The organism is Streptomyces sp. R28 (genome assembly GCF_041052385.1).
Lineage (GTDB): Bacteria > Actinomycetota > Actinomycetes > Streptomycetales > Streptomycetaceae > Streptomyces.
The window spans coordinates 8,774,534-8,797,614 of sequence record NZ_CP163439.1 but is presented as its reverse complement, the minus strand read 5'-3'; the positions used below and the strand labels follow the sequence as shown (position 1 = coordinate 8,797,614).

The window sequence follows — 23,081 nt, the reverse complement described above, 5'->3', positions numbered from 1 at the left end:
CGTGAGTGTTGGTCATACCGCCTCGGCCTCCAGGCGAGCGGGGGCCGGGTGCGGTTGCCGCAGGATGCCGGCGAGGCAGGCGGCGATGACACAGCACGCTACGGGGAGGAGGAACGTGAGGTTGAGCGGCAGGACGTGGGTCAGCGGTCCGATGACGGCGGGCCCGGCGAGCATACCGAGGTAACCGAGTCCGGCAACGCGGGAGACATTGACGCCGGCAGCGTCCTGGTCGGAATGGCCGGCGGCGCTGAGGAGTTGGGGAACGCAGCCGGACAGTCCTGCCCCGAACACGGCCCAACCGACCAGAGCCAGGGGGATCCAGGGCGAGAGAGCCGCCGCGGTCAGACCGAGTGCGGCGACGGATGCGCCGTAGCGGAGGACGGCCACGGGGCCGAGGCGCGCGGTGGCCCGGTCGGCGAGCAGTCGGCCGACGGTCATGGCGGTGGCGAACGCTCCGTAGGCAAGGGCGGCGGTGGCTGCGCTCGCGTCGAGGACCTGGCGCAGATGCAGGGTGCTCCAGTCGTTCGCCACGCCTTCGCACAGCATGATCATCAATGCCAGCGCGGCCAGCATCCAGATGCGCCGGGGCGTCCTTTGGCGGGTCTTCGTGGCAGGGGTGGCGTCGTCCGAGGGGTGGGTGACTTCGCGGCGCAGCAGGGCGGGGGCCGCGAGCGCGGCGACGACCAGGCCACCGAGCGCCACCACGCCGAGAGTCGCGGCGGGGCTCCAGCCCAGGCTGAGCGTGCGGGCTCCCGCCAGCGCGGCGAGCACACCACCGATGGAGAAGGCGGCGTGGAAGGCGGACATGACGGGCCGCCGGTAACCGCGCTCGATCTGGACGGCATGGGCGTTCATGCTGACGTCCAGGCAGCCGTTGCCGACGCCGAGCACCAGGAGCGCGGCCCCCAGCGTCCAGACATTCGCCGCCAGGCCGGGCAGGACCACGGCCGCGCTGCACAGTGCCGCGCTGAGCGGGACGACGGTGCGAGCCCCGAAGCGGTCGGTGAGCGGGCCGACGGCCTGCATGCCGGCGAAGGCGCCCGCGCCCAGGAGCAGCAGGAGCCAGCCGAGCACGGCATGGCCGATTCCTGCGCGGTGCTCGATGCCGGGGATGTGGACGACCCACATCCCCATGAGGAAGCCGTTCAGCGTGAAATAGGCGAAGGTGGCCAGCCGGCCGGCTCGCAGGTCTTGTTCCATGCTCCGAACATATAGAACACAATCTTCTTTCGAAAGATTGCCTTTCGAACAGAATTGATGTTCAATCTGGGCATGGCTGGTACAGATCGACTCAGGCAGATCACCGACGCCGTACGGGAAGCAGGCAGCATCGGCGTCGCAGAACTGGCCGGACTCACCGGCGCCTCGGAGATGACCGTCCGTCGCGACCTGGAAGTCCTGGCCGCGCAGGGGGTGCTCGAGCGCTATCGAGGGGGAGCCAGGAGCCTGCTGCTGCGCGGCGAGGAGCCGCCCTTCGCGCTGCGGGCCCAGGAGGGCCTTGAGGCCAAGCGGCGCATCGCCGCCGAGGCCGCCCGGCTGATCGCCGACGGCGAGTCCGTCGTCCTCGACAGCGGCACCACCTGCCTGGAGGTGGCCCGCGCCCTGGAGCACCGACGGCTCACTGTGCTGCCGCTGTCCCTGCACGCCGTGAACGCGCTGGCTGGAGCCCCGCAGCTGACTCTGCTGGTCCCCGGCGGCCGACCGCGACCGGGCGAACTGGCGCTGACCGGCCCGCTCACCGCAGCGTCACTGGCCGCCCTGCGTTTCGACACCGCGATCATCGGCTGCTGCGGACTGGACGCGGACAACGGCCTGACCGCCTATGACCTGGACGACGCTGCCGTCAAGCGTGCGGCGATCGCCTCCTCCCGCCGGGTCATCGCTGTCGCGGAAGGCGCCAAGTTCTCGCGTACCGCACTCGGCTTCGTCGCCCCGGCCTCCACCTTGCACGCCATCGTCACGGACGAGTCCGCTCCCGACGACCAGACCGACCGGCTGAGCGCGGCGGGCGTGGCCGTACGGAAGGTGTGACCTCATGACCGGCACCGTGCTTCTCTTCGATCTCTTCGGCGTCATCGCGCGCCTCCAGTCCGCCGAGGACAAGGACCGGATCGTCCGGACGGCGGGCATACCCGCGCCCGATTTCTGGGACACCTACTGGACGCTGCGTCCGCCGTACGACCGCGGCGAGGTGGCCGGCCCCGGCTACTGGCGCAGCGTGGCCAAGACACTGGGCACCCGCTTCGACGACCACCGGATCGAGCACCTCATCGCGGCCGACATCGCCAGTTGGAGCGGCGTCGACGACACCATGGTCGACCTCATCGAGGAACTCGCCGCACAAGACCGGCGGATCGCGCTTCTGTCCAACATCCCCGAAGAGTTGGCCGGCCACTACGAAGTACGCCACGCCTGGTTCAATCGCTTTGAGGTATGCGCCTTGTCCTGCCGCATCGGCCGGGCCAAACCCGACCCGGACGCCTACCGGTGGTGCCGAAATGCCCTGCGTGTGCCACCGGATCGCATCCTTTTCGTCGACGACCGTCAGGACAACATCCGGGCGGCCGAGGCCGTCGGCATGCGGGGGCACCTCTTCACCGCCCCGGCCCGGCTGCGCGAACACCTCGCCCAGAGCGACGCTGAGCCATCTCGACCATGACGCTCGGACCCGTCACCGGCACCCATCGCGCCAATGAACAGCGACACCCTCTTTCCCATCGGTGCACTGGCCCAGCGGACCGCCCTCATGGTCAAGGCGATCCGGTTCTACTCCAGTTCCGGGATCGTGACGCCGGCCGACCGCAGCCCCGCCGGATACCGGCTCTACGAAACGGTGCCGTCGCCCGGCTGGCTCTCGTGCGCACCCTGCGCGCACTCGGACTCGATCTGCCGACCATCCGCAAGGTCGTGGACCGGGAGATCTCCCTGCCCCTCGCCGCGGCGGCACTCACCGAGGCCCGGGACGTACAGACCTGGACGCTGCGCCTGCAGCGTTCGCTGCCCACCGTTGCCCAGGCACGGCTCCACTGCCCAGGGCCGGTCTCCGCGTCGGACAACGAACTTGCCGCGTCCCTCATAGGCCACTGGATGATCGGATTCCAAGCTGACCAGGACCTCGCCTGGGCCCTGCTACTCGAAGACGGCGGCTCGGGCGGAGGCGACGCAGGCTCTGTTGCCCGCGCCTTCCTGCAGAAGGCCCAGTAACGAGACCCCGAGCACGGCGCCGGCGCGGGCCGGACGGCGGCGGACCAGCCCTCGTATCACTGACCAGAAGGCCGAGAGGTACGCATATGCGGATCTACATCAGCGCCGACATGGAAGGCGTGACCGGACTCGTCGACGCCGCCGACGTCCAGCCCGACGGGCGGGACTACGAACGTGGGCGTCTGCTCATGGCCGAGGACGTCAACGCCGCAGTGCGCGGCGCACTCGCAGCCGGGGCAATCGACATCCTCGTCAACGACGCGCACGGTCCGATGCGCAACCTCCTCCCCGAGACCCTGCATCCGGCAGCACGCCTGGTAAGGGGCAAACCCAAGACCATGGGCATGCTGGCCGGCCTCGAACCCGGGCACAATGCCATGGTCTGCATTGGCTATCACTCCCGGGCCGGATCTCCTGGCGTGCTGAGCCACAGCTTCATGGGCCACGAGATCGAGGACATGTGGCTCAACAACCGGCTCGTGGGAGAAATCGGGCTCGCCCAGGCCACAGCGGCAGCACTCGGCGTCCCGCTGGTCGCGCTCACCGGTGATGACATCGCCTGCGCAGAAGCGGCGGCCTGGGACGACTCGATCACCACCGTGACCGTGAAGCACGCACACGGTCGCTTCGCGGCAGACCTACGCCCCATGGCACAAGCGCACCAGGAGATCGAAGCGGCCGTCGCCAACGTGCTCTCGACACGGCCGCGAGCAGCCGCAGCCACCATAGAGCAGTCCACCCTGGCCGTGCGATGGCAGTCGGCATCCGTGGCAACCACCCTGGCAGGAATCCCAGGGGTCACCACGACAGACAGCAGAACCACCCAGGCAACAGGCGAACTGCCCGCCCTGTACCGCCTCTTCGGTATATGGATGCGGGTAGCGGCGTCTCTCACCAATCAAGCGCCCTACTGCTGAAGCCCTCGGTGCAGCGCGACGACTTAGCACTCGCTGAGACACCTCCCTCGTGCAGGAAATGCCCCAACCGCGCATCCCCGAGGGCCAGCTGAACCGCCGCCCCTAGAGTGGTGGCTCGATCCAAGGAGCCGGGACAACGGATCTCATGAACGCACCCACACTGTCTGCCACGGAGATCACCACGGTCCGTCTCCAGCTGCGAAAAGCGCACGCTGCCGACATCGACGGACTCATCGAGCTCCAGACCGATCCACAGGTCCGTGCTCACCTCGGCGGCCCGCGGCCCCGTAGCATCGTCGAGCAGTACTTCGACGCGAATGGCACCAGCGCCATTGCCGCCAAGCCCGGTACCTACGTCATTGCCGACAAGGAAACCGACCAGTTCATCGGGACACTCGTACTCGACCGCCGTTCCGCCGACCTTCCCGGACACGTCACCCAGGAAGGCTCGGAGCTGGAGCTGACCTACCTGCTCCGGCGCGGCAGTTGGGGTGCGGGACTGGCATTCGAGGCTGCCACGGCTATGTTGCGCGCCGCCGCCGACGAGCTGCCCGACCAGCCGGTCCTGGTGGTGACCCAGACGGCCAACGAGCGTTCCCTCAAGCTCGCCATCCGCCTCGGCTTCCAGTGCGTGGGCACCTTCGAGGCGCATGACGCGGAGCAAACCCTCGCCGTAGCCGACCTGCACTCATTCAAGGCCCGGTCTCCTCTCTCTGACCCGCTCTGAAAAGTAGGGCGCGAACCTCCGCCATCCACGATGCGTTGGCAATCCGGGCCAGGCCGGACGCCGCCATGCCCTCGATCCGGTGCGGCACCACCGACCCCGCCACCGGCCTTGGCACTGGCCCCGCTGCCGCGGAGGTCGGCTCGGTCAGCACCACGGCCACCGCGACCCGGGCATCCACCCGACGCTGAAGTGCGCGTTCCGCCTCCCCGAGTGCGGCCTGCACCCGCTCGGCCTCCTCCCGCCGCCGTGCGCATCTTCTTCTCCCGGGCTTCCAGCAGATCGAGCACCCGACGGCATCAGCCACTTGCGCAAGCGACGTGAATGGACAAGTCCCGCCCATCTCTCCCGCCCACAGCCGGAGTTCATGTCAGCACAGCCCCACCAAAACCCCTCGCTGCAGTTTGAACTGGGTATATACGCCGTCAAGAACCGCTCCGGGTCTGATGGAGGCTTGCTGTCCGCTGAGAAAGCCGCACCGAACTACACGACGCCTTCGGCTCCCTGGCCTGCAATCTCATCTGCTGGCGGCAGCTTCGGAAGCCCAAGCACGACTGATCGGTTTCAAGGCAGCCAGGGCCCTCAGAGGGCTGCTTCAGAACCTTGGTACTCTCCGCACCCTTCGACAAGTCGACCCGGGGGTCTGACCAAATGGCCAGCGTGGTTTTGGTTCACGGCCTGTATCACCAGCCTGAGCACTTCATCCGGGTTGCTGAGGGCCTGCGAGCGGCGGGCGTGGACGTGGTCACTCCCGAACTGCACCGGGGCTCCTTGACTGCGGATACGGCGGTGGTGCAGGCCGTCGTTGACGTGCTGGCCGCGCCTCCCCTGGTTCTGGGCCACTCCTACGGGGGATCGGTGATCACCGGTCTGCGCGGAGTCGGGCGTCTGGTGTATCTGGCGGCCTTCGTGCCGGATGTGCATGAGAGTGCGGCGAGCTTGGGCGGTGCATCCGTCCAGTTGAAGTCCGCCATCGAGCCGCAGACAGACGGTTCTACGCACCTTGCCCCAAGCCGGGCCGTGGCTGCACTGTATGCAGACTGCCCTGAGCACCTGGCTGCTTGGGCAGTGGGACTGCTACGAGCCCAAGCGGCAGGCTGCGGGCGGGGAGTCCCGGAACGTCACGGCTGGAAACACACCCCTTCCGTCTACGTCGTCTGCACGGAGGACCGGGCTATCGACCCGGGTCTCCAACAGGTCATGGCCGCGCGCTGCGACTCCGTTCGCAAGTGGGAGACGGGCCACTCGCCGTTTGTCGGACAGCCGGAGCTGGTCATCGACCTGGTGCTGGAATTGCTCGATGCCTCCGATGCCCCCGACGCACTGGACGGAACAAACAGGGGGATTACAGCCACTCGTTGATGGCCGCGACGAGGACGGTCCCTCGTAGCGGACCGCGAGCTTGTAGTCCCGCGTGGCCACGGCCCGCTGCCTTTTGGGGTGATTGATGCCGCACTCGACCGCGTGGCGAGCCTTGCAGCCCTGCGGGTCGAACTTGGGCGGCCGGCCGCCACGGGAACCGCGTATCTTGCGATTGCGGGCCTGGTCGGCCCTGTCCGGGATAGTGCAGAGGATGCCTGGCTGTGTCAGTCTCCGCGGATGTCGTTTCGCGCTGACTCCGGGAGTCACTTGGCGTTCTTTTCCATGATCGTTGTCAGTGAGTTTTGATGTCGCTTTGGCGGCAACACGGGTTCGGTTCAGGGCTGTGTGAAGGGATGACCGGAAGCCATCTGCTGGGCAAGGCGATCCGCGTAGGGTTGGATCCGTGATCATCTGACTGAATGGCACCTTCGGTGCGGGCAAGACCACGACCGCGAAGGAACTGACCTGCTGGACACGGACCAAGACACGCTGGTTGAACGTATCGAGACTGACACCAAACCTGAGAGCATCAGTGCTCGCCAGTGGCGCCTTAATCACTTGGGCGAGTATCAGCGCGCCCTGTCCTGGCTCCGTCTGGAAGCCCAGGTGATCGACACCACTGATGTCGCGCCCTCCCGCGTCGCGGAGATCGTCATGGGGAAGGTTCAAGTCGGCTGACTGATCCGGCGAAGTATCGGACGGCTTGTTCTTTGGAAGCCTGGTTCAGCCAGTTTCCGCTCGTTCCGCCTGGGCTTTGGTGTGGGCGAGGCGGTAGGACTCGGTGCCGGTCTGGATGATGGCGCCTTTGAAGGTCAGCCGGTCGACGATGGCCGCGCAGGGCCGCGGGTCGGTGAACGTCTTCCTCCACCCGCTGAAACTTTCGTTCAAAGCGATGGCGACGCTGTTCTTCTCCTCGCGCTCGGTCAGAACCTGAAACAGCAGTTCAGCGACCCTGCGGTCCAGTTCCATGTAGCCGAGTTCGTCAATGCATAAAAGATCGACACGGCCGTAGCGGGCGATCGTCTTCGACAACTGCTTCTCATCGGCGGCTTCGACCAGCTCTGGCGCCAACCGCCAAATCACTGCAGAACGAGACCCGTTGGAGCCCACAGCGACCCGCAACTGCCCGCACTGCCAACAACCAGTAACCATCGTTGCCTTGCTCGCCGCTTCGGAAACCGCACGTCCAGCCACGCCCTCCCGGGGACCGGACATCGTTCCGCTTCGCCGCACACCATGACCGGAAACTCCAACGACGTCACCTGACCGTCACGGATCTACGGGGGCGCCGACCTGACAGTCGGCGCCCCCGAAGCACGTACGAGCCCTATTCCGGATCAGTGTCTTCGTTGAAATTGCCCAGATGCACAGGACGCCGGTCGAGATGAACGGTCGCCAGCACATCCGCCAGGAGAGAGGCCATCTTCTTCGGCCGAATGGTCTCCGCGGTGCTGGCCAGTTCCGTTATCGACCACCAGCGATGCCCATAAAGGGCCTCTTCCGTCCGGATGTTCATCCCGCGCGCCTCATCGGGCGTGACCCGGGCAAGACGGTACTCCTCATACTGGTCAAAGCCCCGGCCATCGACGCTGAAGATCGCCTGCCGGGTCCAGACAACGGGGCTCAAGCGCTCAACAGGAAGAGACAGCGCCGTCTCCTCCCAGACCTCACGCACAGCAGCCTGAAGGTAACCCTCGCCTTCCTCGACGCCACCACCGACGGTGAACCACCATCTCGCCCCCGGACTGCGTGGATCACGACCGCACAGCAGCAACAGGCGACCATCGTCGTCCACCAGGAGAACCCGGGAAGTCCACCGCTCCGTCAGCGTCATGAACAATGATGCTATCTACGACTGCCCCGTCGGCGGACGGCATCACGCTCTTGCTCCCCACTCTCTCCAGCAACGAATCAAGTGGAGAAGAGAAGCAGCTATCACCGATTCCAAGAATCGTCATCATCGCTGGTGCTGCAATCATCTGCTGGCGGCACCTCAAAAAACAGTGCTGATCTGAGCCCTCAGCCCGAACCGGCGACCAGCGCCTCGCCGAGCGGGGTGCGCCGGTAGAGCACCGACCGTCCCGACCGGGCGCGGACGAGCAGCCCCGCGCCTCGCAGGATGGCGAGGTGGTCTCCCACCGCGCCGGGTGCCATGGCGAGGCTTCGGGCGAGGTGGCTGGTACTGGCCGGGGCGTCCAGCGCCAACAGCAGCCGGGCCCGGGCCCGGCCGACCAGAGCGGTCAGCGCGTCCGGTTGGGGGACAGTCTCCTGCTCGCCCCACAGGGCGGCGGTGCCGCGGGCACGATAGACCAAGGTCCTGGGCCAGGGGTCTTCCAGGTGCGCGGCGATATTCCCGACGAAGACCGAAGGGATCAGCAATAGCCCGTCGCCGGCAAGGCGGACTGTTCCGACTTGAGGGAAGTGGCCGATCTCGATACCGCCGGCTTGCCAGGAGATGCTCGGGTGCAGGCTCTCGATGGTCGTGGCCCATCCGTGTTCGCCGATCACACCCACCCGGTGCACGACATCGCGCTCACAGATCGCGCGCAGTTGCGGCCAGTCCGTGGCGAGCAGCTCGTGCCACGCCTGGTCCATCGCCTCGGCGATCCTGGAGACGGCGTCCGTGGAGTCCAGCACCGCACGTACGCGGGGATCACGGGCGGACGGGCCGGTCGCGGTGGTGGCGATTTCGTGGCAGGCCGCTTCCAGCGGTGTGGCCCGGATCATGGCCAGGTCGTCTGCCCAGCTCTGGTTGAGGCCGCGCGGGGGCGGGGCGACGAAGCTCGGTCCGGATTGCGGGTTGTGCAGGGCGAGGGCGGCGTCCAGTTCGGTCTCGCGGCGAAGCCGTTCAAAGGCCGGCAGGAGCCGGGCGGCCCAGGCTCGCGGCAGCGGCCGGTCGTGGCCGGCGAGCGAGCGCAGCAGCAAGCAGAGGTCCAACGCGGGCGACAGTGCGAAGCGGCTGCGCAGCAGGTCCTCGACGGAGACTTCGAAGCGCAGCACCCTGCGATGCTACCGCCGGACGTCTGTTCAGATTCGTCCAGCGACGAATCATTGGTGAGTGGCGTGGGCGCACGGCGAGGCTGGGCGTCATGATCCCAACCGCCGAGCCCGCGCAGGGCAACCACCGTGCCACCTACCGGGAGGTGCTGGCCGAGCCGCGATTCCGGTTGCTCTTCTCGACCCGCGCCGTCGCGATCACTGCGGGCTCGCTGCGGATCACCACGTTCTCGGTGCTGGTCTTCGCGGCCACCGGCTCCGCGCTGTTGAGCGCACTGGCCTTCGGCATCGGCTTTCTCCCGCAGTTGTTCGGCTCGCTGCTGCTGGGCTCACTGGCCGACCGACTGCCGCCCCGTGCGCTCATCGCCGGCGGCTACGCCTTGGAGTGCGCCGCCGCCCTGCTGCTCGCCCTGGTGCGGATGCCGGTCGCGGCAAGCCTCGGTGTCGTGGCGCTGGTCGCCCTCGCCACACCGGTGTTCGGCGGCGTATCGAGTCGGCTGGTCGCGCAGTGGCTGAAGGGCGACGCCTATGTACTGGGCCGTTCACTGAACAACATCGCCTCCTCCGGCGCGCAATTGTTCGGTCTGGCGCTGGGAGGTGCGGTCGTCGCGGTACTCGGCCCGCAACGGGCGCTCGCGGTAAGCGCCGCCCTCTATCTCGGCTGCGCGCTCGCTGTCCGCATCCGGCTGCCCCGGCTGGAGCCGGGGGAGTTCGGCGGCACACCCGGCAGCGCTCGGGGCGACGGCGGGGCCGTCCGGGCAAGCCTGCACGGTGCCGGCCTGCTGCTGCGCGGACCCACGGTACGACGACTGATGCTGGCCCAGTGGCTACCGCCCGCGTTCGTAGCGGGCGCGGAAGGTCTGATCGTCGCCTACGCGGGAGGACGCCACTTCGCGCCCGGCTGGTACGCGGTGCTGATGGGCTGTCTGCCGGTCGGCATGCTTGTCGGTGACCTGCTGGTGGGTCGACTGCTACGGCCACCCACCCGGGAACGACTGGTAGTTCCGTTGATTGCGCTGACGGGACTGCCGCTGGTCGGCTTCGCCACCGAGCCCGGAGTGGGCGTCTCGTCCTGTCTGCTGCTGCTCTGCGGCTTCGGATTAGCCTACGGTCTGGGCCTGCAACGGCCGTTCCTGGACGCCCTGCCGCAGGACGGCCAGGGCCAGGCTTTCGGTCTGCTCGGCTCCGGCAGCATGACGCTGCAGGGCGTCGGGCCGGCCTGCTTCGGCGCGGTGGCCGCAGGCATCGGAACAGGCGGCGCAATCGCCCTGGCAGGCGGCGCGGCGGTGCTGACCGCCGGCTGGATTCTCACCTGGCACCCGCCCACCTCCCCGGCCCCCGTCCCGAACTGCTCAACGGGACCAGAGAACTGCACCGAACAGCGTGCGTGTAGTTCTCCTGCGCGGTAGCCGTCGCAGATCGGGGCGGCCGCGAGCCAACACGCACCCCACCCCATCCCACGTCTCTCTGACAGACAGTCATTCCCGGTAGCTCATTGGGTGAGGAGTCCCAAGGCTCGGCTCTGCCAGCCGTTGCGGACCACGTACGGGATCTTGAGACCACGAACAGCCCATGGAAAGTTCATGCCGCATGATCGATGAATTCGCGAAGGACAACCTGCACGGGAGGCTGCGGCGGGACCGCAAGGCTCTGCTCTGGAAACTCGACGGCTTGTCCGAATACGACGCCCGCCGACCTTTGACGGCGACCGGGACCAACCTCCTCGGCCTGGTCAAGCATGTGGCCACCGTCGAGGCCAGGTACTTCGGCGAGGTCTTCGACCGCCCTTCCCCGGAACCGCTGTGCCGGTGGCAGGACTCCGACGGCAGCGATCAGTGGGCGACCGAGGACGAGACACGCGATCAGATCATCGGGTTCTACCGGCGCACGTGGGAACACTCGGACGCGACGATCAACGAGCTTCCCCTCGATGCCCCCGGCCACGTGCCATGGTGGGCGGAGCCTTCTCCCAACACGAACCTGTTCGCCGTCATGCTCCATGTCCTCAGCGAGACCGTCCGGCATGCCGGGCACGCCGATATCCTGCGCGAGGGCCTCGACGGCCGGACCGGGGTGCGCGCCGAACACGAGCAGCAGATCGACGAGGAAGCCCGTGCAGCCTACCGCGCGAAGATCGAGCAGGCCGCTAGGTCGGCCGCATCAATCAAGGCTTAGTCGGGCATATCCGGCAGCCTGACATCAGCTCCCGTACCGGCACTTGCGAGCAGGTAGCTGGCCGCCACGGCCCTCGGGCTGCTCCTCGGGTTCGCGCACCAACTCGTCCTGTTCATCGCCGGTGGCCGGTGGTCAGCCGCGCACGTGCAGCCCAAAACCGGTGCGGCCTGCGGGCTCCAGTCCCTTCTTCAGGTGCAGCGAGGGGATCTCGTAGTCACCGAAGTTCTGGGGCCGGAACGCGATCGGCTCGGTCGACTCCAGGGTGAGCAGGCGCTGCCTCCAAGCCTTGGCGACGTCCGGGTAGTCCTCGGCGGTCATCCGGTCGGTGCCGTAGAGCACGAACGGGGGCAGCACCTCGATGCCCGGGTAGTAGAGGATGCCGTGGTGGATCGGGAACAGCAGGTCGTCGATGGGGCCGTTGATCCCGCGAGAGGCGTAGTGCGACTCCGGGCCGCCGGCGGTCACCGACAGCAGGGCCTTCCTGCCCGCGAGGGTGCCTTCGCCGAAGCGCTCGCCGTACCGGGTGTCGCTGTGCTCACCGACGCCGTACGCGAAGTGGTAGGTGAACACCCGGTCCACCCAGCCCTTGAGGATCGCGGGCATGGTGTACCACCACATCGGGAACTGGAAGATGATCGTGTCGGCCCACAGCAGCTTCTCCTGCTCGGCGCGCACGTCCGGGGTGAGCGTCCCGGCGTCGAAGGCCCGGCCCGAGTCCGCCGCGACCTTCAGGGGGCTTGAGGCGTCGGGGCCGTAGTCCGCGGCGTCCACGACCGCCTTCCAGTTCATCGCGTACAGATCGCTCACCCGCACCTCATGCCCGGCGCTCTCCAGGGTGGACACCGCGAGGTCCTTCAGCGAGCTGTTGAGCGACTTCGGCTCCGGGTGTGCGTAGACGATCAGCGTCTTCATGGGTACTCCTGCTCCTTCGGGTCGGATGCCTTCGATCCTGGGCGCCGCGGCGCCCGGCGTTCAGGGGCTCCTCTTCCGTCGGACGAGACTTCCTGGTACCGGCAGGGCCACCCTCACGGGCGCCGGCGCGGCCATACTTCGATGCATGGACGACCTCGCGGGCTTCCTGCGGACCCGGCGTTCCCGGGTGGACCCGGCAGCCATCGGCATCCCCACCGACAGCCGCCGCCGGGTCGAAGGGCTGCGCCGCGAAGAGGTCGCGCACCTGTCCGGAGTCAGCGTCGACTACTACGTACGCCTGGAGCAGGGCCGCGCGACCCAGCCGTCCGAGCAGGTCCTCGACGCGCTCGCCCGCGTCCTCGGCCTCGACGAGACCGAACGCGGGCACCTCGACCGGCTCGCCCGGCAGCATCGCCGCCGCGCGAAGGCGCCGGTCGGGCGGGTCCGGCCGCAGCTGCTACGCATCCTCGACCTGGTCGCCGACGCACCCGCGCTGATCATGAACCACCGCTTGGACGTGCTCGCCGGGAACCGCCTCGCCGTGCTCCTCTTCGGCCGGCCGATGCCGGGCCTGAACATCGCCCGGCACATCTTCCTCCAGGAGGCCGAACGGGGCCTCTACGCGGACTGGGAGGCATGCACCCTCGACGTGGTCGGGCACCTGCGCCTGGCCGCAGGCAAATACCCCGAGGACCCCCAACTGGCTCTGCTCATCGGCGAGCTGTCGCTGGGCAGCGAGCGCTTCCCCCGCCTCTGGGCCCGCGCGGACGTACGCGCCCGCACACACGGACGCAAGGCGTACCGGCACCCGCTGGTCGGACTGCTGGAACTGCACCAGGAGAACTTCGCGCTACCGGACGAATCGAGCATGGAGCTGCTCGTATTCTCCGCGGCCCCTGGTACCCCCGCCGAGGACGGCCTGCGCCTGCTCGCGGGCCTGGGCACGGACAGCGGTGACACGCATCCCACAGTGAACGCTCAGATCCGCGAGTAACCCGACAACGCCCACCCACCGCCGGGAACGCCTCAGGGCTGACGGCTTTCCGCAGGGATGGCGCCGGCCGCTGTCGTGTCGGCTGGACAGTTCGACTTCTGTGTGCGGCGAGGTGCCTCCGGAAACGGTGTACATCTGCTGTCCGTTCTCGTGGACAAAGCCACACATACCGATCTCACGCCACCACACAGGCAATCGCCCATGCCCCACTCCGTCCGCCCCGAAGTCGTCGTCCTCGTCACCGAGGGGGAGTTCGACAGTCACGACGACCCGACGCGCCTGTACCGCTGCGACGGACGTCCGTTCACCGCCGTCGAGCACGCCCTGCTGGCCACCTGCTGACCGGCCGCACAGGAACGGCGGCCCACTCGATGGGCCGCCGTTGCGGCAGGACGGAAGCGTCTGCCAGCCGCGCCCGGCTCCGGCGCTCCATATCCGCCCGCCTGCCGGTCCCGCCTCATCGCCCCGTAGACCTGATCACCATGGCCTTGGCGACCGCCTTACGCAATTCGGCATCGATCAGGCCGGGGCTACCGGAGACCACGACGACCACCGTCCCAGTGCGGACGGCCGTCTGCTTGACGATGATGCTGCGCCCGCCAGCAACGAAGGTCAGCAGGTGGCTCGACTGCTCGTCGCCCAGCCGGGCGACGAGCACCTTCTGAGTCGTGACCGTGACGGGTGTGCTGCCGGTGACCAAAAGCTTGATCGTCGACATCCGCTATCGACGGGGAAACATCGCGGCTGAGATGTCAGAGGACCGCCTCAGGGGCGTCACGAGCAGGCAGACATCTGTTCGTCTCCCGGGGGAGACCATCGTGGGCAACGCGATAGCGGCGTCGCGGCACCAGGCTTCGCTCCGGCAAGGGAGTGTCGGAGGCTCATCGCTCCGTGTCTACATCAAACCGCCTCTCAGGACACGATCGAGCGCTGCCCGGCCTGCGGGTCCCCATGTCGGCTTGCCGCCAGGAAGGCCCCGGTCTCCGTTCTGGCCCATCAGCATGAGGAACAGGCTCTTCAGGGCGGCCAGCCCGCGGGCGCGCCGGATCGTCCCCTCGTCTGCCTGCGCGTATACGTCGAAGAAGCGTGAGGCGGCGCCCGCGGGAAGGATGACCCATGCGGCCGCGAGATCCCACGCGGGATCGCCGGCGAACATGGCATCGAAGTCGATCACGCCCGCGAGCGTCCCGTCCGAGACGACGACGTTCGCGGGATGCAGGTCGCCATGGACCCAGAGCGGCGGGCCCTCCCACTCGGGCGCCGCGACGGCGTCGTCCCAGACGGCCCGGACGTCGTTGGCGAGGTCGTCGGGGACGACGGCGTGAAAGAAGTGGTCGAAGCCGTCCGTGCACTTCTTGGGGTGGTCGCCGCGGTCTTCACTGATCGGCGCGTCAGCGGGCGCCTCCACATGGAGTGCCTTGAGGAAGCCCGCCAGGGCGTCGGCTGCATGGTCGCCGCGGCTGATCGACGTGTAGTCCAGCGGCTCGCCCGGAACCCACGTCATGATGGTCCAGAGCTTCGGGAAGCGCGCCGACGGTTCACCGATCCGCACCGGGTTCGGGACCGGAAGCGGCAGGCGCGGAGCCAGGACAGGCAGCCACCGGCGCTCCTTGCGCTGAAGGTCCGAGGCACCCTCTGTCCGCGGCATGCGCACCGCCAACTCGTCCCCAAGGCGCCACATTTGGTTGCCCCACCCGCCTGCTACCTCGCGAATGGCCAGCCCCGCAAGGTCCGGATGCTGCTCCCGCAGCAGGTCGTGGACCAGGTCTGCGGTTATCTCGATCTCGGAGTCGGTCATGCGAAGCCACAGTACTGGGACAGGCGGAGCGACTCTCGCTCTCCGGAAGATCTAGTTGTGATTCCTCTGCTACCACGGTCGGGTCACAAAGAGCTACGGACAGAGGTTGCGGCCCAGCTCAGGGGCTGACCGGCAGATCTCGTGACCGCTGCGGGTCCCGCCTCCGTCCGACTCTGGCTCCGCTCGTGATCCACGACAAGTCAGCTGCCCAAGCCGGTAGCCGCCAGCGGTACCTCGACAACAAAGAACAGGAAGTTGGGGCTGGTCGAAAGTTCCTGGAAGCCGTCCGGGAACAGCTCGCGGGCGGCCGGGTCGGGCTGCGGCTCGCTGATGGCGGCAAGGCGGAAGCCAGCAGTGGTGAAGGCATCGGTCATCGCGTGCAACGGCCTGCGCCAGAACCTCATCGGGACGGACTGCCCGTTGAACGTCCAGTCGAAGGTATAGCTGGTGGTCGCGAAATAGTCGGGCCGAGGATCGCGGTGTGCGTAGGACACGGCAGGGTGGCCCACCGACGCAATCAGCCGCCCGCCGGGCCTGAGCACGCGACGCAACTCGGCCAGCGTCGGCCCCCAGTCCTCCAGGTAGTGCAGCACCAGCGACGCGAGCACATCGTCGAACGCACCGTCGGCGAACGGCAGGGGGTCGCTCAGGTCGGCCACGTGCAGGGCTACATCGTCACCGAGCCGCCGCCTGGCCAGCGCCAGCATCCCGGCGCTGGCGTCGATGCCGGTGACGACGGCACCGCGGTCGCGCAGTGCAGCGGACAGGGGGCCTGAACCACAGCCGGCGTCCAGGATCCGACGTCCCGTCACGTCCCCGGCGAGAGCCAACATCGCGGGCCGCTCGTAGTACGCGTTCACGAGGCTGTTCTCGTTCTCCGCCGAGTACATTTCGGCGAAGCTGTCGTAGTCGTTCGACTGGTCCCGATCTGCAGACAGCATCGTCGCAGCCTAGCTGGGCGGCCACGGCCGCAGCGGACTGGTCGGTGTGTCGGGCAGCCTTCGGCTCCCGGATGCTCTTGGAGTCGACGTCAACCTTCTGTGGCCAGGAAACCGCGCCCATGTGTGGAGGTGGCCTTCGAGAGGGAACGCAGGCGGTGCTGCGGGCAGGAGTGTGGTCAGTTCGTACCCGCACTTCTGTGCGACGCGGCAGGACGCGGCGTTGTCCACCTGGTGCAGGAGTTCAAGTCGCTCCAGACCCTGTCCTTCGAAGGCGGTGATGGCCCACTTGGTCAACGCCTGCAGCGCCCTGGGCGCTACTCCCCGGCCCCGGGCGTGAGCCGCCGTCCAGTAGCCGACCTCGGCCGACGGAGCACCAGGAGCAGCACGCTTGAGCACCACGTGGCCGACCACCTCGTCAGACCGACCCGGAGTTTCGCTCTCCACAACGGCGAATGCGAAGCGGTTGCCGTCCTGCCATCCCTTTTGCTGATCCCGCACCCATCGCATGGCGCCCGCCTCGTCGTCGAGGGCCGCACTTGTCCAGCGGCGCAGGGAGCTGTCCTGGCACAGCTCAACCAGGTCGGCAGCGTCCGTATGGTTCCACTGGCGCAGGAGGAGAGCGGGCGCCGAGGGCGTGGCGGCTGCCTCCAGCGGGGTGGTGATCTTGTCTCTGGGCGGAGCGTATGCCGCGGCTGCGGCGGTGTCCGGGGCCGGTCCGTGCCGGACTGCTGCCTGGTGAAGGTGTCGTGTCATCGTGCTGCCCGTATGCGCAGCGCGGTGACGGACCAGTCGAGTGCGGGTGTCACAGGCTGCGGGGCCGGCCAGTCGTTAATGACGGCGAGCAGGTGGAGGTACCGGTCTCGGCGGGGATCGTTCGCGGCCTCCAAACGCGGCAGTAGCCATAGGTGGGGTTCGGTGTCGCTGGGGCGGCCTAGGGTGCGCGCACACCCGGCGGTGAACTCTCTGACGACAGGGTCGGCCTGGGGCGCTTCCGGGGTGATCCCCGAGTCGACGGCGGCTGCGGCGAGGCCATGGACGACCGCGACGACATCCGGGCGCGGTGGTGTGGATCCGCTTGCAGGGAGATCTGCCGCGTAATTTTCGGCCGCTCCTCGCATACGGTCGCGGAAGTCCGGGTCCAGCGCCAGTTCCGCCAGCTCCACCCATGCCTCGACCTGTGCGTCTGTGGGGTTGTCGGGTAGTTCCGGTGTCATGGAGCGCCGAGCCGCGGCGTGGCAGCCGGGACTGCCGTCCAGCCCCTCGAAGACGGTGTCGAGAAAGCCGTCGATCAGTCGTCGCCGTTCGGCTTGGGAGAGCTGGGCCAACCGGTGCATGCGTTCCATCTCCTCACGGGTGGGTCTGCGCCTAGCCGCGGCCACCAGCACCGCCCGCTGCAGCCGCAGGGTGGTGATCTGCACTTCCAGCGCGGCTGCGTGCTGCTCTGCGACGTCGCCGAGCGTCAGCTCTCGCTCCAGGACCTGCCGAATCACGTCGAGGCCGAGTCCTAGTTCGCGCAGCGTCCGCACCAGGGTCAGTCGGGCAACGGCGTCAGGACCATAGCGGCGATAGCCGGCGGGAGTGCGGTCGGCCGGCACCACGATGCCGCGATCGGAATAGAAGCGGATGGTCTTGACCGTCAGCCCCGTGCGTCGAGCCAGTTCACCGATTGAGCAGAGGGTGCCGTCGTCCATGACCTCACCTTCGCGTCTCCCCTTACGGGAGACTCAAGCCCGCTCTCGCGGCCCGTAGATCGCGTGCTCTGCGCCGGTGGCATGAGCCCAGTACCGGTCGCCGTACGACCAGTGCCACCACTCCGTCGGATAGTTGACCAAACCCGCAGCAGACAGAGCGTCTCCGAGCATCCGCCGGTTGTCGCGTGCCGCAGGCGCGACGTTGCGGGCGTCCGTGTAGCAGGTGCCGTCGCTCTCCTCCGGGCTGGCGTTCACCCGCGTCCCCATGTCGAGTTCCCGCCCGTCCGCGGACACGAGCGTGAGGTCGACGGCCGCGCCGGCACTGTGCGGAGCTATCTCGGGCGGCGACACGTAGCGGCTCGCGGCGTCGCGCACCTGGGCCGCCGACCAGCCCGGATTGCCGGCCCGCAGTTCGTCGGCGTAACGCTCGAAGTAGAGACGCTGCAGGGCGGGCGGCCGGTACCCCTCGACGAACAGCAGACGGACGCCATCCGGGAGCAACTTCTGGGCATCCAGAAGACGGGCCAGGACCCCCTCCCGCAGGTGCGCGAAAGCCCCCGATCGGTCTTCCTTACGTGGGTCGACGGCGACGGACTCCTGCAGCCGGACATCGCAGAGGTCTTCACCGCAGTCGACCACGGGGATCGCCGCGATCCTTGGATCCGACATCAGCACGATCTCGGTCATGCACTGATCATGACGCACGGCCAGGCTCAGCCCAACGTCAGCCAACGGACGCCCAGGCGGTCGACTTCCGCCGCTTCCTCCCTGGTGATCGGGTCACGTCCCGTTGCCTTGCGCAGGAAGTGAAGCCGGCTCCAGCCCAGCTTCTCCAGGGTTGCCGCACTGTCTTGACCAAGCAAAAGATCCTGCACCACATCCGCGGCCTGCGGGGTCATCCACGGCTCGCGCCCCAGGGCGTCGGCCAGGTCCAGACCGTGCACGGCAACCTCGACCACCCGCGTCAACAGGAACTCCGACAGGAGCATCGGATCGCCATGCCGGGTGCGCACCACACGCCCATCCGGCACGACACGGCACAGACGGTCCACCTCCTGCCAGGTGGCGTCGAATGCCTGGGCGAGCGCGGTCCCGCTGAGCTGTTCGGCTGCATGATCCTGAGCCAGCGCTATCCGGGCCGCGTTGGTCTCCGGGGCGAAACGCTCATCAGGCCGGTAGTACTCCACTGCAGACACCTCAGCGCGGATCGGCGCCGGTGCGGCCAGCATGCCGGGCAGCCAAGCGATCACCACCCGGACATGCGCCAACAACTCGCTTACCGTCCACGGCGCACACCGCGTGGGCAGGGACCACTCAGCCTGCGAGACCCCGCTCATCGCCCGAGCGAGCCGTCCGGCCTCGCAACGAAACGCTTCAACTACCCGCCCCTGGTCCATGTCGGTCAAGCTACCCGACCAGGACTGGCGCAGACGGCATGAGGTATCTGGAGTCGTAGGGCGCCGGTGTGCACGCGGTGGAAGCCCTCGGCACGGCACAGAGGCTCCGTTTCCTGCCAGGTGGCGTCGAATCCCTGGACGAGCGAGGCCCCACTGAGCGGCTCGGCCGCACGTTCCGGAGCCGCTGCTAGCCGGGATGTGTGGCACCTAGCGATCTACCTACGTCGTCTGTGGACAGGCCCGGGCCATCGACCGGGCCTGCAACGGAAGATGGCCTCGCACTGCACCGACTGACCGGGTGGCTCCGGACACCGAACAAGCGTCCCGAACCACCCGGCAAGGTCACGCCAGGACTGCACAGTTCGAGCTGGCCTGACGGTTCGAACAACATCCACGCACCGACATGACATCACCCTCTTCGAGCGTCCAGGAAGCCCGCAAGGCGCTCGGACAACGCCTGGCCGAGATCCGGAAAGCGGCCGGACTCACCAAGCGAGCGCTGGCCCAAAGCCTGGGCTGGCATGAGTCGAAGGCTTCGCGCTTCGAGAGCGGAATCTCGCGGGCAACGCAAGCAAGGCAGATAGGGCTAGGCTTCCTTGGCGTATTCGACGAATGCCGCCCAGCTGCTTCGCTGGACCGCCAGCATTCCCCGACCGCGCGCCTTCGTGTCCCGAACCAGCACGTGCTCAGGGGCGTTGTCGGCCACTTCGACGCAGTTCTGCGTCTCTGTGTAGGAGCTGGTTCGCCAGTTCGGAGTCGTAGGCTGCATAGGGCGCTCTCCTAGTCGCTCGGCATCTGATCGAAGTGCTGGATTGCTGTGGAGATGAGGTCTCGGACGGCGGTGCCGTAGACCGCTGACTGCTTCAAGAGGGCGAACGCCTTGGTGTACAGCTCGATTTCTCGGGGCTGCGTGACGGAGAGCTCCGCCGAGTAGGTCTCGACGAGGACGAGCCGGTCATCGAACATCGAGAACGCGTTGCCCGGCCATATGGAGGTTGGCGCCGACCTGGGAACAATGCCCAGGCTGAGGCGAGGGAGCCTCATCACGGCCAGGAGGCGGTCAAGCTGCCCTCTCATCACTTCCGGGCCGCCGAAGTTGGTGTACAGAGCCTGTTCGCCGAGCAGGACGTTGAAGATGCGATCCCCTTGGTACAGGTACTGCTGCCGCTCCAGGCGCTTCGCCACGGCCGCTTCGGCGTCGTTGGGAATCTCGTAGTAGCTGACGCCCTGTTGAAAGACCTCGGCAGCGTACTCGGAGGTCTGGAGAGTTCCCCAGACGACCGTGGGGTGCCAGATGCGGAAGACCTTGGTTCTGGCGTACACCGGAATGGCTTGGCGCTGCCGCTTCTCGACACCGGTCTGGAGTTGTCGGCGCCACTCGAGCCACAGCTCGTCGACGTGGCGGACGATCGCGACCAGGTCCCCTAGTTGGTCGCCCTGGCCAGTCATCTCGCACCAGACGCGGATGTCGTCCTCGCTGGGGCGCTGCTTGCCGTTCTCGATGCGGGAGACCTTCGACTCCTGCCAGGAGGTGGCACGCGCGAATGCCCGGCCGCTGGTGAAGCCGGCGTCCTTGCGGAAGCCGCGCAGCCGGGCACCGAGCGCTTGCAGTGCCTCTTCTACTTGCGTCGTCACGGGTCGGTCAGGGCTTGTACTCGGGGTGGGGGATGGCGGCGGCCCAGAGCAGGTCCCGCAGGCGCACGCACTCGGCTACGGTATCCGGGGCCTCGACGATCTCCGACCCGAGCACTCTGCCGTCGGAGTCGAAGTGGCCTACGGCGAGAAGGCGGTCGTCGTACAGCCACCAGTCGTTGCCTCCCACAGGGAAGGCGATGCCCTCCGGCACGCGGTGCCGGGGCAGCCAGCGAATCTCCTCGCCGGCCTCCTCGTTGAGGGCGGTGGTGGCGTACTCCCACTGGATGTAGGGAGTGTGCGGCTCCGTGACCACGCGGACGCGCCGGACGGTCTTCCCTTCCCCGGTGACGCGTCGCATGAGCTGCGTCCACGGTTCCATGTAGGAGTAGTCGACGGTCCCACCGCGCAGCCAGCTCGTGAACGGGCTGTCCTCGTCGGGGACGGAGTAGTCATCCCGCAGCTCCAGATGGAATGCGTCCTGCGCGAAGCTCTCAAAGAGCTGGTTGCGCTCGGCGCTGGAGATCAGCTCCACGCGGTTCCTCCAGTAGGGCGGTGATCGCGGCCTTGGGGACCTCGACCACGGTCTCGTAGTCCGGAATCTCCATCTGGGCCAGAGCCTCGGGGTCGGTCACCTCGCGGCCCTGAACGACGAACGTACCCCCCGGCGTCAGGATCATGATCGGGTCTTCGAGGCGCCTGATCTCCCCCGCCGGCAGGCCGTCTTTCGTGAGGTGCTCGAACAGCTCCGTGGGCACCTCCACCGCCGTCTCCCCCTCGGAGATGTCGAGTTGCATCAACAGTTCGTTCGCGAAGATCTTCCAGCCCTGGACGAGGTAGGTGTCCCGGTCTGTGGCGTACAGGGTCGGGCAGTCGCCGACCGTGGAGTTCTTACCAAGGAACCGTAGCTTCATGGTCGTTCTCCTGTCTGCTGCCTTGCTCGGGTTTGCGCGACACGATGATGGTCGAGGGAGGCGTTCGAGGCCGTCAATCGGCTTGCTGCAAACTCGCGCAATCTCCTTGGGACATGGGTGACGGCCGCTCTACGTTCGTCTGCGAACCGAGCAACCGAGGCAGCCGCCCCAGGTTGCAGTAAGGAGGGGAGAGGCGTGATGGCCACCGTGCCCGACGAACGCAAGGCTCCAGCCGTCGACTGCCTGCCCATCGACACGGAGCTGATCGGGGACAGTACCGACGCCGCACTGAAGATGGAGCTGAGCACCTCCACCCGCGAGGACATCAACGCCAGGACGACGGCCATCATCGAGCAGCTGGGCCTGCTTCTCGGCCGGGAGCTGGGCGCCGACGAGGACCCCGCCGTCAGGGACCTGTGCAGACAGGCATACAGGCTGCTGAAGCTGTCCGAGCGGCCCAAGAAGGAGACCCCGGCCTTCAGCGCGTTCTTCTTCATGCGGGACCTGGCCGGCCTGACCCGCCGCCTGCTGTGGGTGTACACGGAGGAAGACAGCCATGCACCCTGACCACCCCATGCTGCTTCACCGCCCGCCCGCGCGTGCGCGTGCCGCCTGCGCGCCCGAACCAGGCTTCTGGTGCGAGTGGCGTCACGCCGACGGCCGGCGCATCAGCTCCGCCGCACAGCAGACCCCCGCCTCAGCCGTCCGATGGGCCCGAATCCAGATCCGCATCATCGCCTCGGCCGTCGAACCGGCGTTCATCGACCCGCTCGTGGACCTACGTGACCAGGGATGGCGTGACGCCGCCTCCGCCCTGAAGCAGGGCACTGACTTCACGCTGCCACTCGCAGCAGAACCGCACTCCTTCGTGTGGCACGCCCGTCCCGTCACCTTTCTGCCCCTCGTCGGCGGCCACCCGAGGCCGCACCTCCCAGGAGGCGGTCCGCCATGGGTTTGAGACCGGACGAGTTGTGGGGCCGCTTCGACTGGCAGAACGGAAGCTGCTTCAGGTGCGAACAGGCCGGCGTTCCGGTAGCAGAGATCGGCGACATCACTATGGCAGATACGGCCTTTCCCCTCTTCGCCTGCCAGTGGTGCGTCTTCAGGCTCGAACAGCTCCACTGGACCATGAGCGAGCGAGCTATCCGCCGGCAACGCGCCCCCACCTCCACGCTCGCGCAGCCATACCCCGTCGGCCAGTGGCCCACCAGCGCGCCACTCGACAGACCGCCCGCCCACATCGCGTAGGAAGTCGGCCGCTCTCTGGGCGGGCCTTCAAACCCCGCTCCCGCTGCTCGAACTGGAGGCCCCCTGGCCTCAGAAGGACAGGTCGCAGCGGGAGCGGGCCAGCCGCATCGAACTACTCCAGCGCGGGGCGCCTGCCTAGCCTCCGCCCCTCGTAACGCCCGTCCTCACCCCCTCG

26 protein-coding genes and 3 pseudogenes are annotated in these 23,081 nt (G+C 67.7%); 13 read left to right on the top strand and 16 right to left on the bottom strand.

Features of this window, described 5'->3' with window-relative positions:
• Window positions 1-12 precede the first annotated feature (12 nt).
• A complete protein-coding gene (locus AB5J49_RS38580; RefSeq protein WP_369173502.1) occupies window positions 13-1,200 on the bottom strand; it encodes an MFS transporter in 1,188 nt (395 codons plus the stop codon).
• 72 nt (window positions 1,201-1,272) lie between these two features.
• Here AB5J49_RS38580 and AB5J49_RS38575 point away from each other — a divergent pair, with 72 nt between their 5' ends.
• The 6 genes and pseudogenes from AB5J49_RS38575 to AB5J49_RS38550 all read left to right on the top strand — a co-directional run bounded on the left by AB5J49_RS38575 (window position 1,273) and on the right by AB5J49_RS38550 (window position 6,207).
• The gene (locus AB5J49_RS38575; protein WP_369173501.1) at window positions 1,273-2,031 is read left to right on the top strand and encodes a DeoR/GlpR family DNA-binding transcription regulator; all 759 of its coding nucleotides are present in this window, start codon (window positions 1,273-1,275) and stop codon (window positions 2,029-2,031) included.
• 4 nt (window positions 2,032-2,035) lie between these two features.
• Complete coding sequence (locus AB5J49_RS38570; RefSeq protein ID WP_369173500.1) at window positions 2,036-2,659, top strand: HAD family hydrolase; 624 nt, start codon at window positions 2,036-2,038, stop codon at window positions 2,657-2,659.
• Window positions 2,660-2,692: 33 nt separating this feature from the next.
• Window positions 2,693-3,000: pseudogene (locus tag AB5J49_RS38565) on the top strand (MerR family transcriptional regulator); the annotation flags it as partial.
• Between the two features lie 290 nt (window positions 3,001-3,290).
• Window positions 3,291-4,121, top strand: coding sequence for a M55 family metallopeptidase (locus AB5J49_RS38560; RefSeq protein WP_369173499.1), 831 nt, complete (start codon window positions 3,291-3,293; stop codon window positions 4,119-4,121).
• Between the two features lie 145 nt (window positions 4,122-4,266).
• Entirely contained in the window at window positions 4,267-4,848 is a 582-nt protein-coding gene (locus AB5J49_RS38555; RefSeq protein ID WP_369173498.1) for a GNAT family N-acetyltransferase, read from the top strand.
• A 648-nt stretch (window positions 4,849-5,496) separates the two neighbouring features.
• Window positions 5,497-6,207, top strand: a complete 711-nt coding sequence (locus tag AB5J49_RS38550) for an alpha/beta hydrolase (protein ID WP_369173497.1) — start codon at window positions 5,497-5,499, stop codon at window positions 6,205-6,207.
• A gap of 723 nt (window positions 6,208-6,930) precedes the next feature.
• On the opposite strand, the pseudogene AB5J49_RS38545 reads toward AB5J49_RS38550, so the two are convergent.
• From AB5J49_RS38545 to AB5J49_RS38535, 3 genes and pseudogenes are all read right to left on the bottom strand, one after another.
• Window positions 6,931-7,269, bottom strand: a pseudogene (locus AB5J49_RS38545) (ATP-binding protein); the annotation flags it as partial.
• Window positions 7,270-7,534: 265 nt separating this feature from the next.
• On the bottom strand, window positions 7,535-8,041 hold the full coding sequence (locus AB5J49_RS38540; RefSeq protein WP_369173496.1) for an NUDIX hydrolase: 507 nt from the start codon (window positions 8,039-8,041) through the stop codon (window positions 7,535-7,537).
• A gap of 185 nt (window positions 8,042-8,226) precedes the next feature.
• Entirely contained in the window at window positions 8,227-9,207 is a 981-nt protein-coding gene (locus AB5J49_RS38535) for a winged helix-turn-helix domain-containing protein (RefSeq protein WP_369173494.1), read from the bottom strand.
• A gap of 89 nt (window positions 9,208-9,296) precedes the next feature.
• On the opposite strand from AB5J49_RS38535, the gene AB5J49_RS38530 reads away from it, so the two are divergent.
• Both AB5J49_RS38530 and AB5J49_RS38525 read left to right on the top strand, forming a co-directional pair.
• The gene (locus AB5J49_RS38530; protein ID WP_369173493.1) at window positions 9,297-10,613 is read left to right on the top strand and encodes an MFS transporter; all 1,317 of its coding nucleotides are present in this window, start codon (window positions 9,297-9,299) and stop codon (window positions 10,611-10,613) included.
• 181 nt (window positions 10,614-10,794) lie between these two features.
• Window positions 10,795-11,379: a DinB family protein gene (locus AB5J49_RS38525; protein WP_369173491.1), complete on the top strand. Its 585-nt coding sequence runs from the start codon at window positions 10,795-10,797 to the stop codon at window positions 11,377-11,379.
• 132 nt (window positions 11,380-11,511) lie between these two features.
• Here AB5J49_RS38525 and AB5J49_RS38520 read toward each other — a convergent pair whose 3' ends face one another.
• Window positions 11,512-12,291: an NAD(P)H-dependent oxidoreductase gene (locus AB5J49_RS38520; protein ID WP_369173490.1), complete on the bottom strand. Its 780-nt coding sequence runs from the start codon at window positions 12,289-12,291 to the stop codon at window positions 11,512-11,514.
• A gap of 145 nt (window positions 12,292-12,436) precedes the next feature.
• Between AB5J49_RS38520 and AB5J49_RS38515 the strand changes: the two genes are divergently transcribed.
• Window positions 12,437-13,285: a helix-turn-helix transcriptional regulator gene (locus AB5J49_RS38515; RefSeq protein WP_369173489.1), complete on the top strand. Its 849-nt coding sequence runs from the start codon at window positions 12,437-12,439 to the stop codon at window positions 13,283-13,285.
• Between the two features lie 201 nt (window positions 13,286-13,486).
• Window positions 13,487-13,627: a hypothetical protein gene (locus AB5J49_RS38510; RefSeq protein WP_369173488.1), complete on the top strand. Its 141-nt coding sequence runs from the start codon at window positions 13,487-13,489 to the stop codon at window positions 13,625-13,627.
• Between the two features lie 115 nt (window positions 13,628-13,742).
• Here the strand turns inward: AB5J49_RS38510 and AB5J49_RS38505 are convergent, their stop codons facing one another.
• From AB5J49_RS38505 to AB5J49_RS38475, 7 genes are all read right to left on the bottom strand, one after another.
• Window positions 13,743-14,003, bottom strand: coding sequence for a hypothetical protein (locus AB5J49_RS38505; protein WP_369173487.1), 261 nt, complete (start codon window positions 14,001-14,003; stop codon window positions 13,743-13,745).
• Window positions 14,004-14,180: 177 nt separating this feature from the next.
• On the bottom strand, window positions 14,181-15,083 hold the full coding sequence (locus tag AB5J49_RS38500; protein WP_369173486.1) for an aminoglycoside phosphotransferase family protein: 903 nt from the start codon (window positions 15,081-15,083) through the stop codon (window positions 14,181-14,183).
• A 200-nt stretch (window positions 15,084-15,283) separates the two neighbouring features.
• Window positions 15,284-16,024 (bottom strand): class I SAM-dependent methyltransferase, encoded by a 741-nt coding sequence (locus AB5J49_RS38495; protein WP_369173484.1) that lies wholly within the window; start codon window positions 16,022-16,024, stop codon window positions 15,284-15,286.
• Window positions 16,025-16,033: 9 nt separating this feature from the next.
• Entirely contained in the window at window positions 16,034-16,777 is a 744-nt protein-coding gene (locus AB5J49_RS38490; protein WP_369173483.1) for a GNAT family N-acetyltransferase, read from the bottom strand.
• The gene (locus AB5J49_RS38485) at window positions 16,774-17,715 is read right to left on the bottom strand and encodes a MerR family transcriptional regulator (protein ID WP_369173482.1); all 942 of its coding nucleotides are present in this window, start codon (window positions 17,713-17,715) and stop codon (window positions 16,774-16,776) included. The genes AB5J49_RS38490 and AB5J49_RS38485 overlap by 4 nt, the downstream gene beginning before the upstream one ends.
• A 33-nt stretch (window positions 17,716-17,748) precedes the next feature.
• A complete protein-coding gene (locus tag AB5J49_RS38480; protein ID WP_369173481.1) occupies window positions 17,749-18,402 on the bottom strand; it encodes a M15 family metallopeptidase in 654 nt (217 codons plus the stop codon).
• Window positions 18,403-18,428: 26 nt separating this feature from the next.
• Window positions 18,429-19,112, bottom strand: a complete 684-nt coding sequence (locus tag AB5J49_RS38475; RefSeq protein WP_369175397.1) for a maleylpyruvate isomerase family mycothiol-dependent enzyme — start codon at window positions 19,110-19,112, stop codon at window positions 18,429-18,431.
• Between the two features lie 403 nt (window positions 19,113-19,515).
• Between AB5J49_RS38475 and AB5J49_RS38470 the strand changes: the two are divergent.
• Window positions 19,516-19,665 (top strand): annotated as a pseudogene (locus AB5J49_RS38470) (helix-turn-helix domain-containing protein); the annotation flags it as partial.
• A gap of 33 nt (window positions 19,666-19,698) precedes the next feature.
• On the opposite strand, the gene AB5J49_RS38465 reads toward AB5J49_RS38470, so the two are convergent.
• The 4 genes from AB5J49_RS38465 to AB5J49_RS38450 are packed head-to-tail and all read right to left on the bottom strand — an operon-like array spanning window position 19,699 to window position 21,658.
• A complete protein-coding gene (locus AB5J49_RS38465) occupies window positions 19,699-19,881 on the bottom strand; it encodes a DUF397 domain-containing protein (protein WP_369173480.1) in 183 nt (60 codons plus the stop codon).
• A gap of 11 nt (window positions 19,882-19,892) precedes the next feature.
• Window positions 19,893-20,747, bottom strand: a complete 855-nt coding sequence (locus AB5J49_RS38460; protein WP_210534374.1) for a helix-turn-helix transcriptional regulator — start codon at window positions 20,745-20,747, stop codon at window positions 19,893-19,895.
• A 7-nt stretch (window positions 20,748-20,754) separates the two neighbouring features.
• Window positions 20,755-21,279, bottom strand: coding sequence for a DUF6879 family protein (locus AB5J49_RS38455; protein ID WP_369173479.1), 525 nt, complete (start codon window positions 21,277-21,279; stop codon window positions 20,755-20,757).
• Complete coding sequence (locus tag AB5J49_RS38450; protein ID WP_369173478.1) at window positions 21,239-21,658, bottom strand: hypothetical protein; 420 nt, start codon at window positions 21,656-21,658, stop codon at window positions 21,239-21,241. The genes AB5J49_RS38455 and AB5J49_RS38450 overlap by 41 nt, the downstream gene beginning before the upstream one ends.
• Before the next feature lie 198 nt (window positions 21,659-21,856).
• Between AB5J49_RS38450 and AB5J49_RS38445 the strand changes: the two genes are divergently transcribed.
• The gene (locus tag AB5J49_RS38445) at window positions 21,857-22,225 is read left to right on the top strand and encodes a hypothetical protein (RefSeq protein WP_369173477.1); all 369 of its coding nucleotides are present in this window, start codon (window positions 21,857-21,859) and stop codon (window positions 22,223-22,225) included.
• Window positions 22,215-22,616, top strand: coding sequence for a hypothetical protein (locus AB5J49_RS38440; RefSeq protein WP_369173476.1), 402 nt, complete (start codon window positions 22,215-22,217; stop codon window positions 22,614-22,616). The genes AB5J49_RS38445 and AB5J49_RS38440 overlap by 11 nt, the downstream gene beginning before the upstream one ends.
• The last annotated feature ends 465 nt before the right edge of the window (window positions 22,617-23,081 follow it).

Coding starts and splice junctions, on each gene's coding strand:
- AB5J49_RS38580 (WP_369173502.1), bottom strand. CDS start 1,200: ATGGAACAAGACCTGCGAGCCGGCCGGCTGGCCACCTTCGCCTATTTC.
- AB5J49_RS38575 (WP_369173501.1), top strand. CDS start 1,273: ATGGCTGGTACAGATCGACTCAGGCAGATCACCGACGCCGTACGGGAA.
- AB5J49_RS38570 (WP_369173500.1), top strand. CDS start 2,036: ATGACCGGCACCGTGCTTCTCTTCGATCTCTTCGGCGTCATCGCGCGC.
- AB5J49_RS38560 (WP_369173499.1), top strand. CDS start 3,291: ATGCGGATCTACATCAGCGCCGACATGGAAGGCGTGACCGGACTCGTC.
- AB5J49_RS38555 (WP_369173498.1), top strand. CDS start 4,267: ATGAACGCACCCACACTGTCTGCCACGGAGATCACCACGGTCCGTCTC.
- AB5J49_RS38550 (WP_369173497.1), top strand. CDS start 5,497: ATGGCCAGCGTGGTTTTGGTTCACGGCCTGTATCACCAGCCTGAGCAC.
- AB5J49_RS38540 (WP_369173496.1), bottom strand. CDS start 8,041: ATGACGCTGACGGAGCGGTGGACTTCCCGGGTTCTCCTGGTGGACGAC.
- AB5J49_RS38530 (WP_369173493.1), top strand. CDS start 9,297: ATGATCCCAACCGCCGAGCCCGCGCAGGGCAACCACCGTGCCACCTAC.
- AB5J49_RS38525 (WP_369173491.1), top strand. CDS start 10,795: ATGATCGATGAATTCGCGAAGGACAACCTGCACGGGAGGCTGCGGCGG.
- AB5J49_RS38520 (WP_369173490.1), bottom strand. CDS start 12,291: ATGAAGACGCTGATCGTCTACGCACACCCGGAGCCGAAGTCGCTCAAC.
- AB5J49_RS38515 (WP_369173489.1), top strand. CDS start 12,437: ATGGACGACCTCGCGGGCTTCCTGCGGACCCGGCGTTCCCGGGTGGAC.
- AB5J49_RS38510 (WP_369173488.1), top strand. CDS start 13,487: ATGCCCCACTCCGTCCGCCCCGAAGTCGTCGTCCTCGTCACCGAGGGG.
- AB5J49_RS38505 (WP_369173487.1), bottom strand. CDS start 14,003: ATGTCGACGATCAAGCTTTTGGTCACCGGCAGCACACCCGTCACGGTC.
- AB5J49_RS38500 (WP_369173486.1), bottom strand. CDS start 15,083: ATGACCGACTCCGAGATCGAGATAACCGCAGACCTGGTCCACGACCTG.
- AB5J49_RS38495 (WP_369173484.1), bottom strand. CDS start 16,024: ATGCTGTCTGCAGATCGGGACCAGTCGAACGACTACGACAGCTTCGCC.
- AB5J49_RS38490 (WP_369173483.1), bottom strand. CDS start 16,777: ATGACACGACACCTTCACCAGGCAGCAGTCCGGCACGGACCGGCCCCG.
- AB5J49_RS38485 (WP_369173482.1), bottom strand. CDS start 17,715: ATGGACGACGGCACCCTCTGCTCAATCGGTGAACTGGCTCGACGCACG.
- AB5J49_RS38480 (WP_369173481.1), bottom strand. CDS start 18,402: ATGACCGAGATCGTGCTGATGTCGGATCCAAGGATCGCGGCGATCCCC.
- AB5J49_RS38475 (WP_369175397.1), bottom strand. CDS start 19,112: ATGGACCAGGGGCGGGTAGTTGAAGCGTTTCGTTGCGAGGCCGGACGG.
- AB5J49_RS38465 (WP_369173480.1), bottom strand. CDS start 19,881: ATGCAGCCTACGACTCCGAACTGGCGAACCAGCTCCTACACAGAGACG.
- AB5J49_RS38450 (WP_369173478.1), bottom strand. CDS start 21,658: ATGAAGCTACGGTTCCTTGGTAAGAACTCCACGGTCGGCGACTGCCCG.
- AB5J49_RS38445 (WP_369173477.1), top strand. CDS start 21,857: ATGGCCACCGTGCCCGACGAACGCAAGGCTCCAGCCGTCGACTGCCTG.
- AB5J49_RS38440 (WP_369173476.1), top strand. CDS start 22,215: ATGCACCCTGACCACCCCATGCTGCTTCACCGCCCGCCCGCGCGTGCG.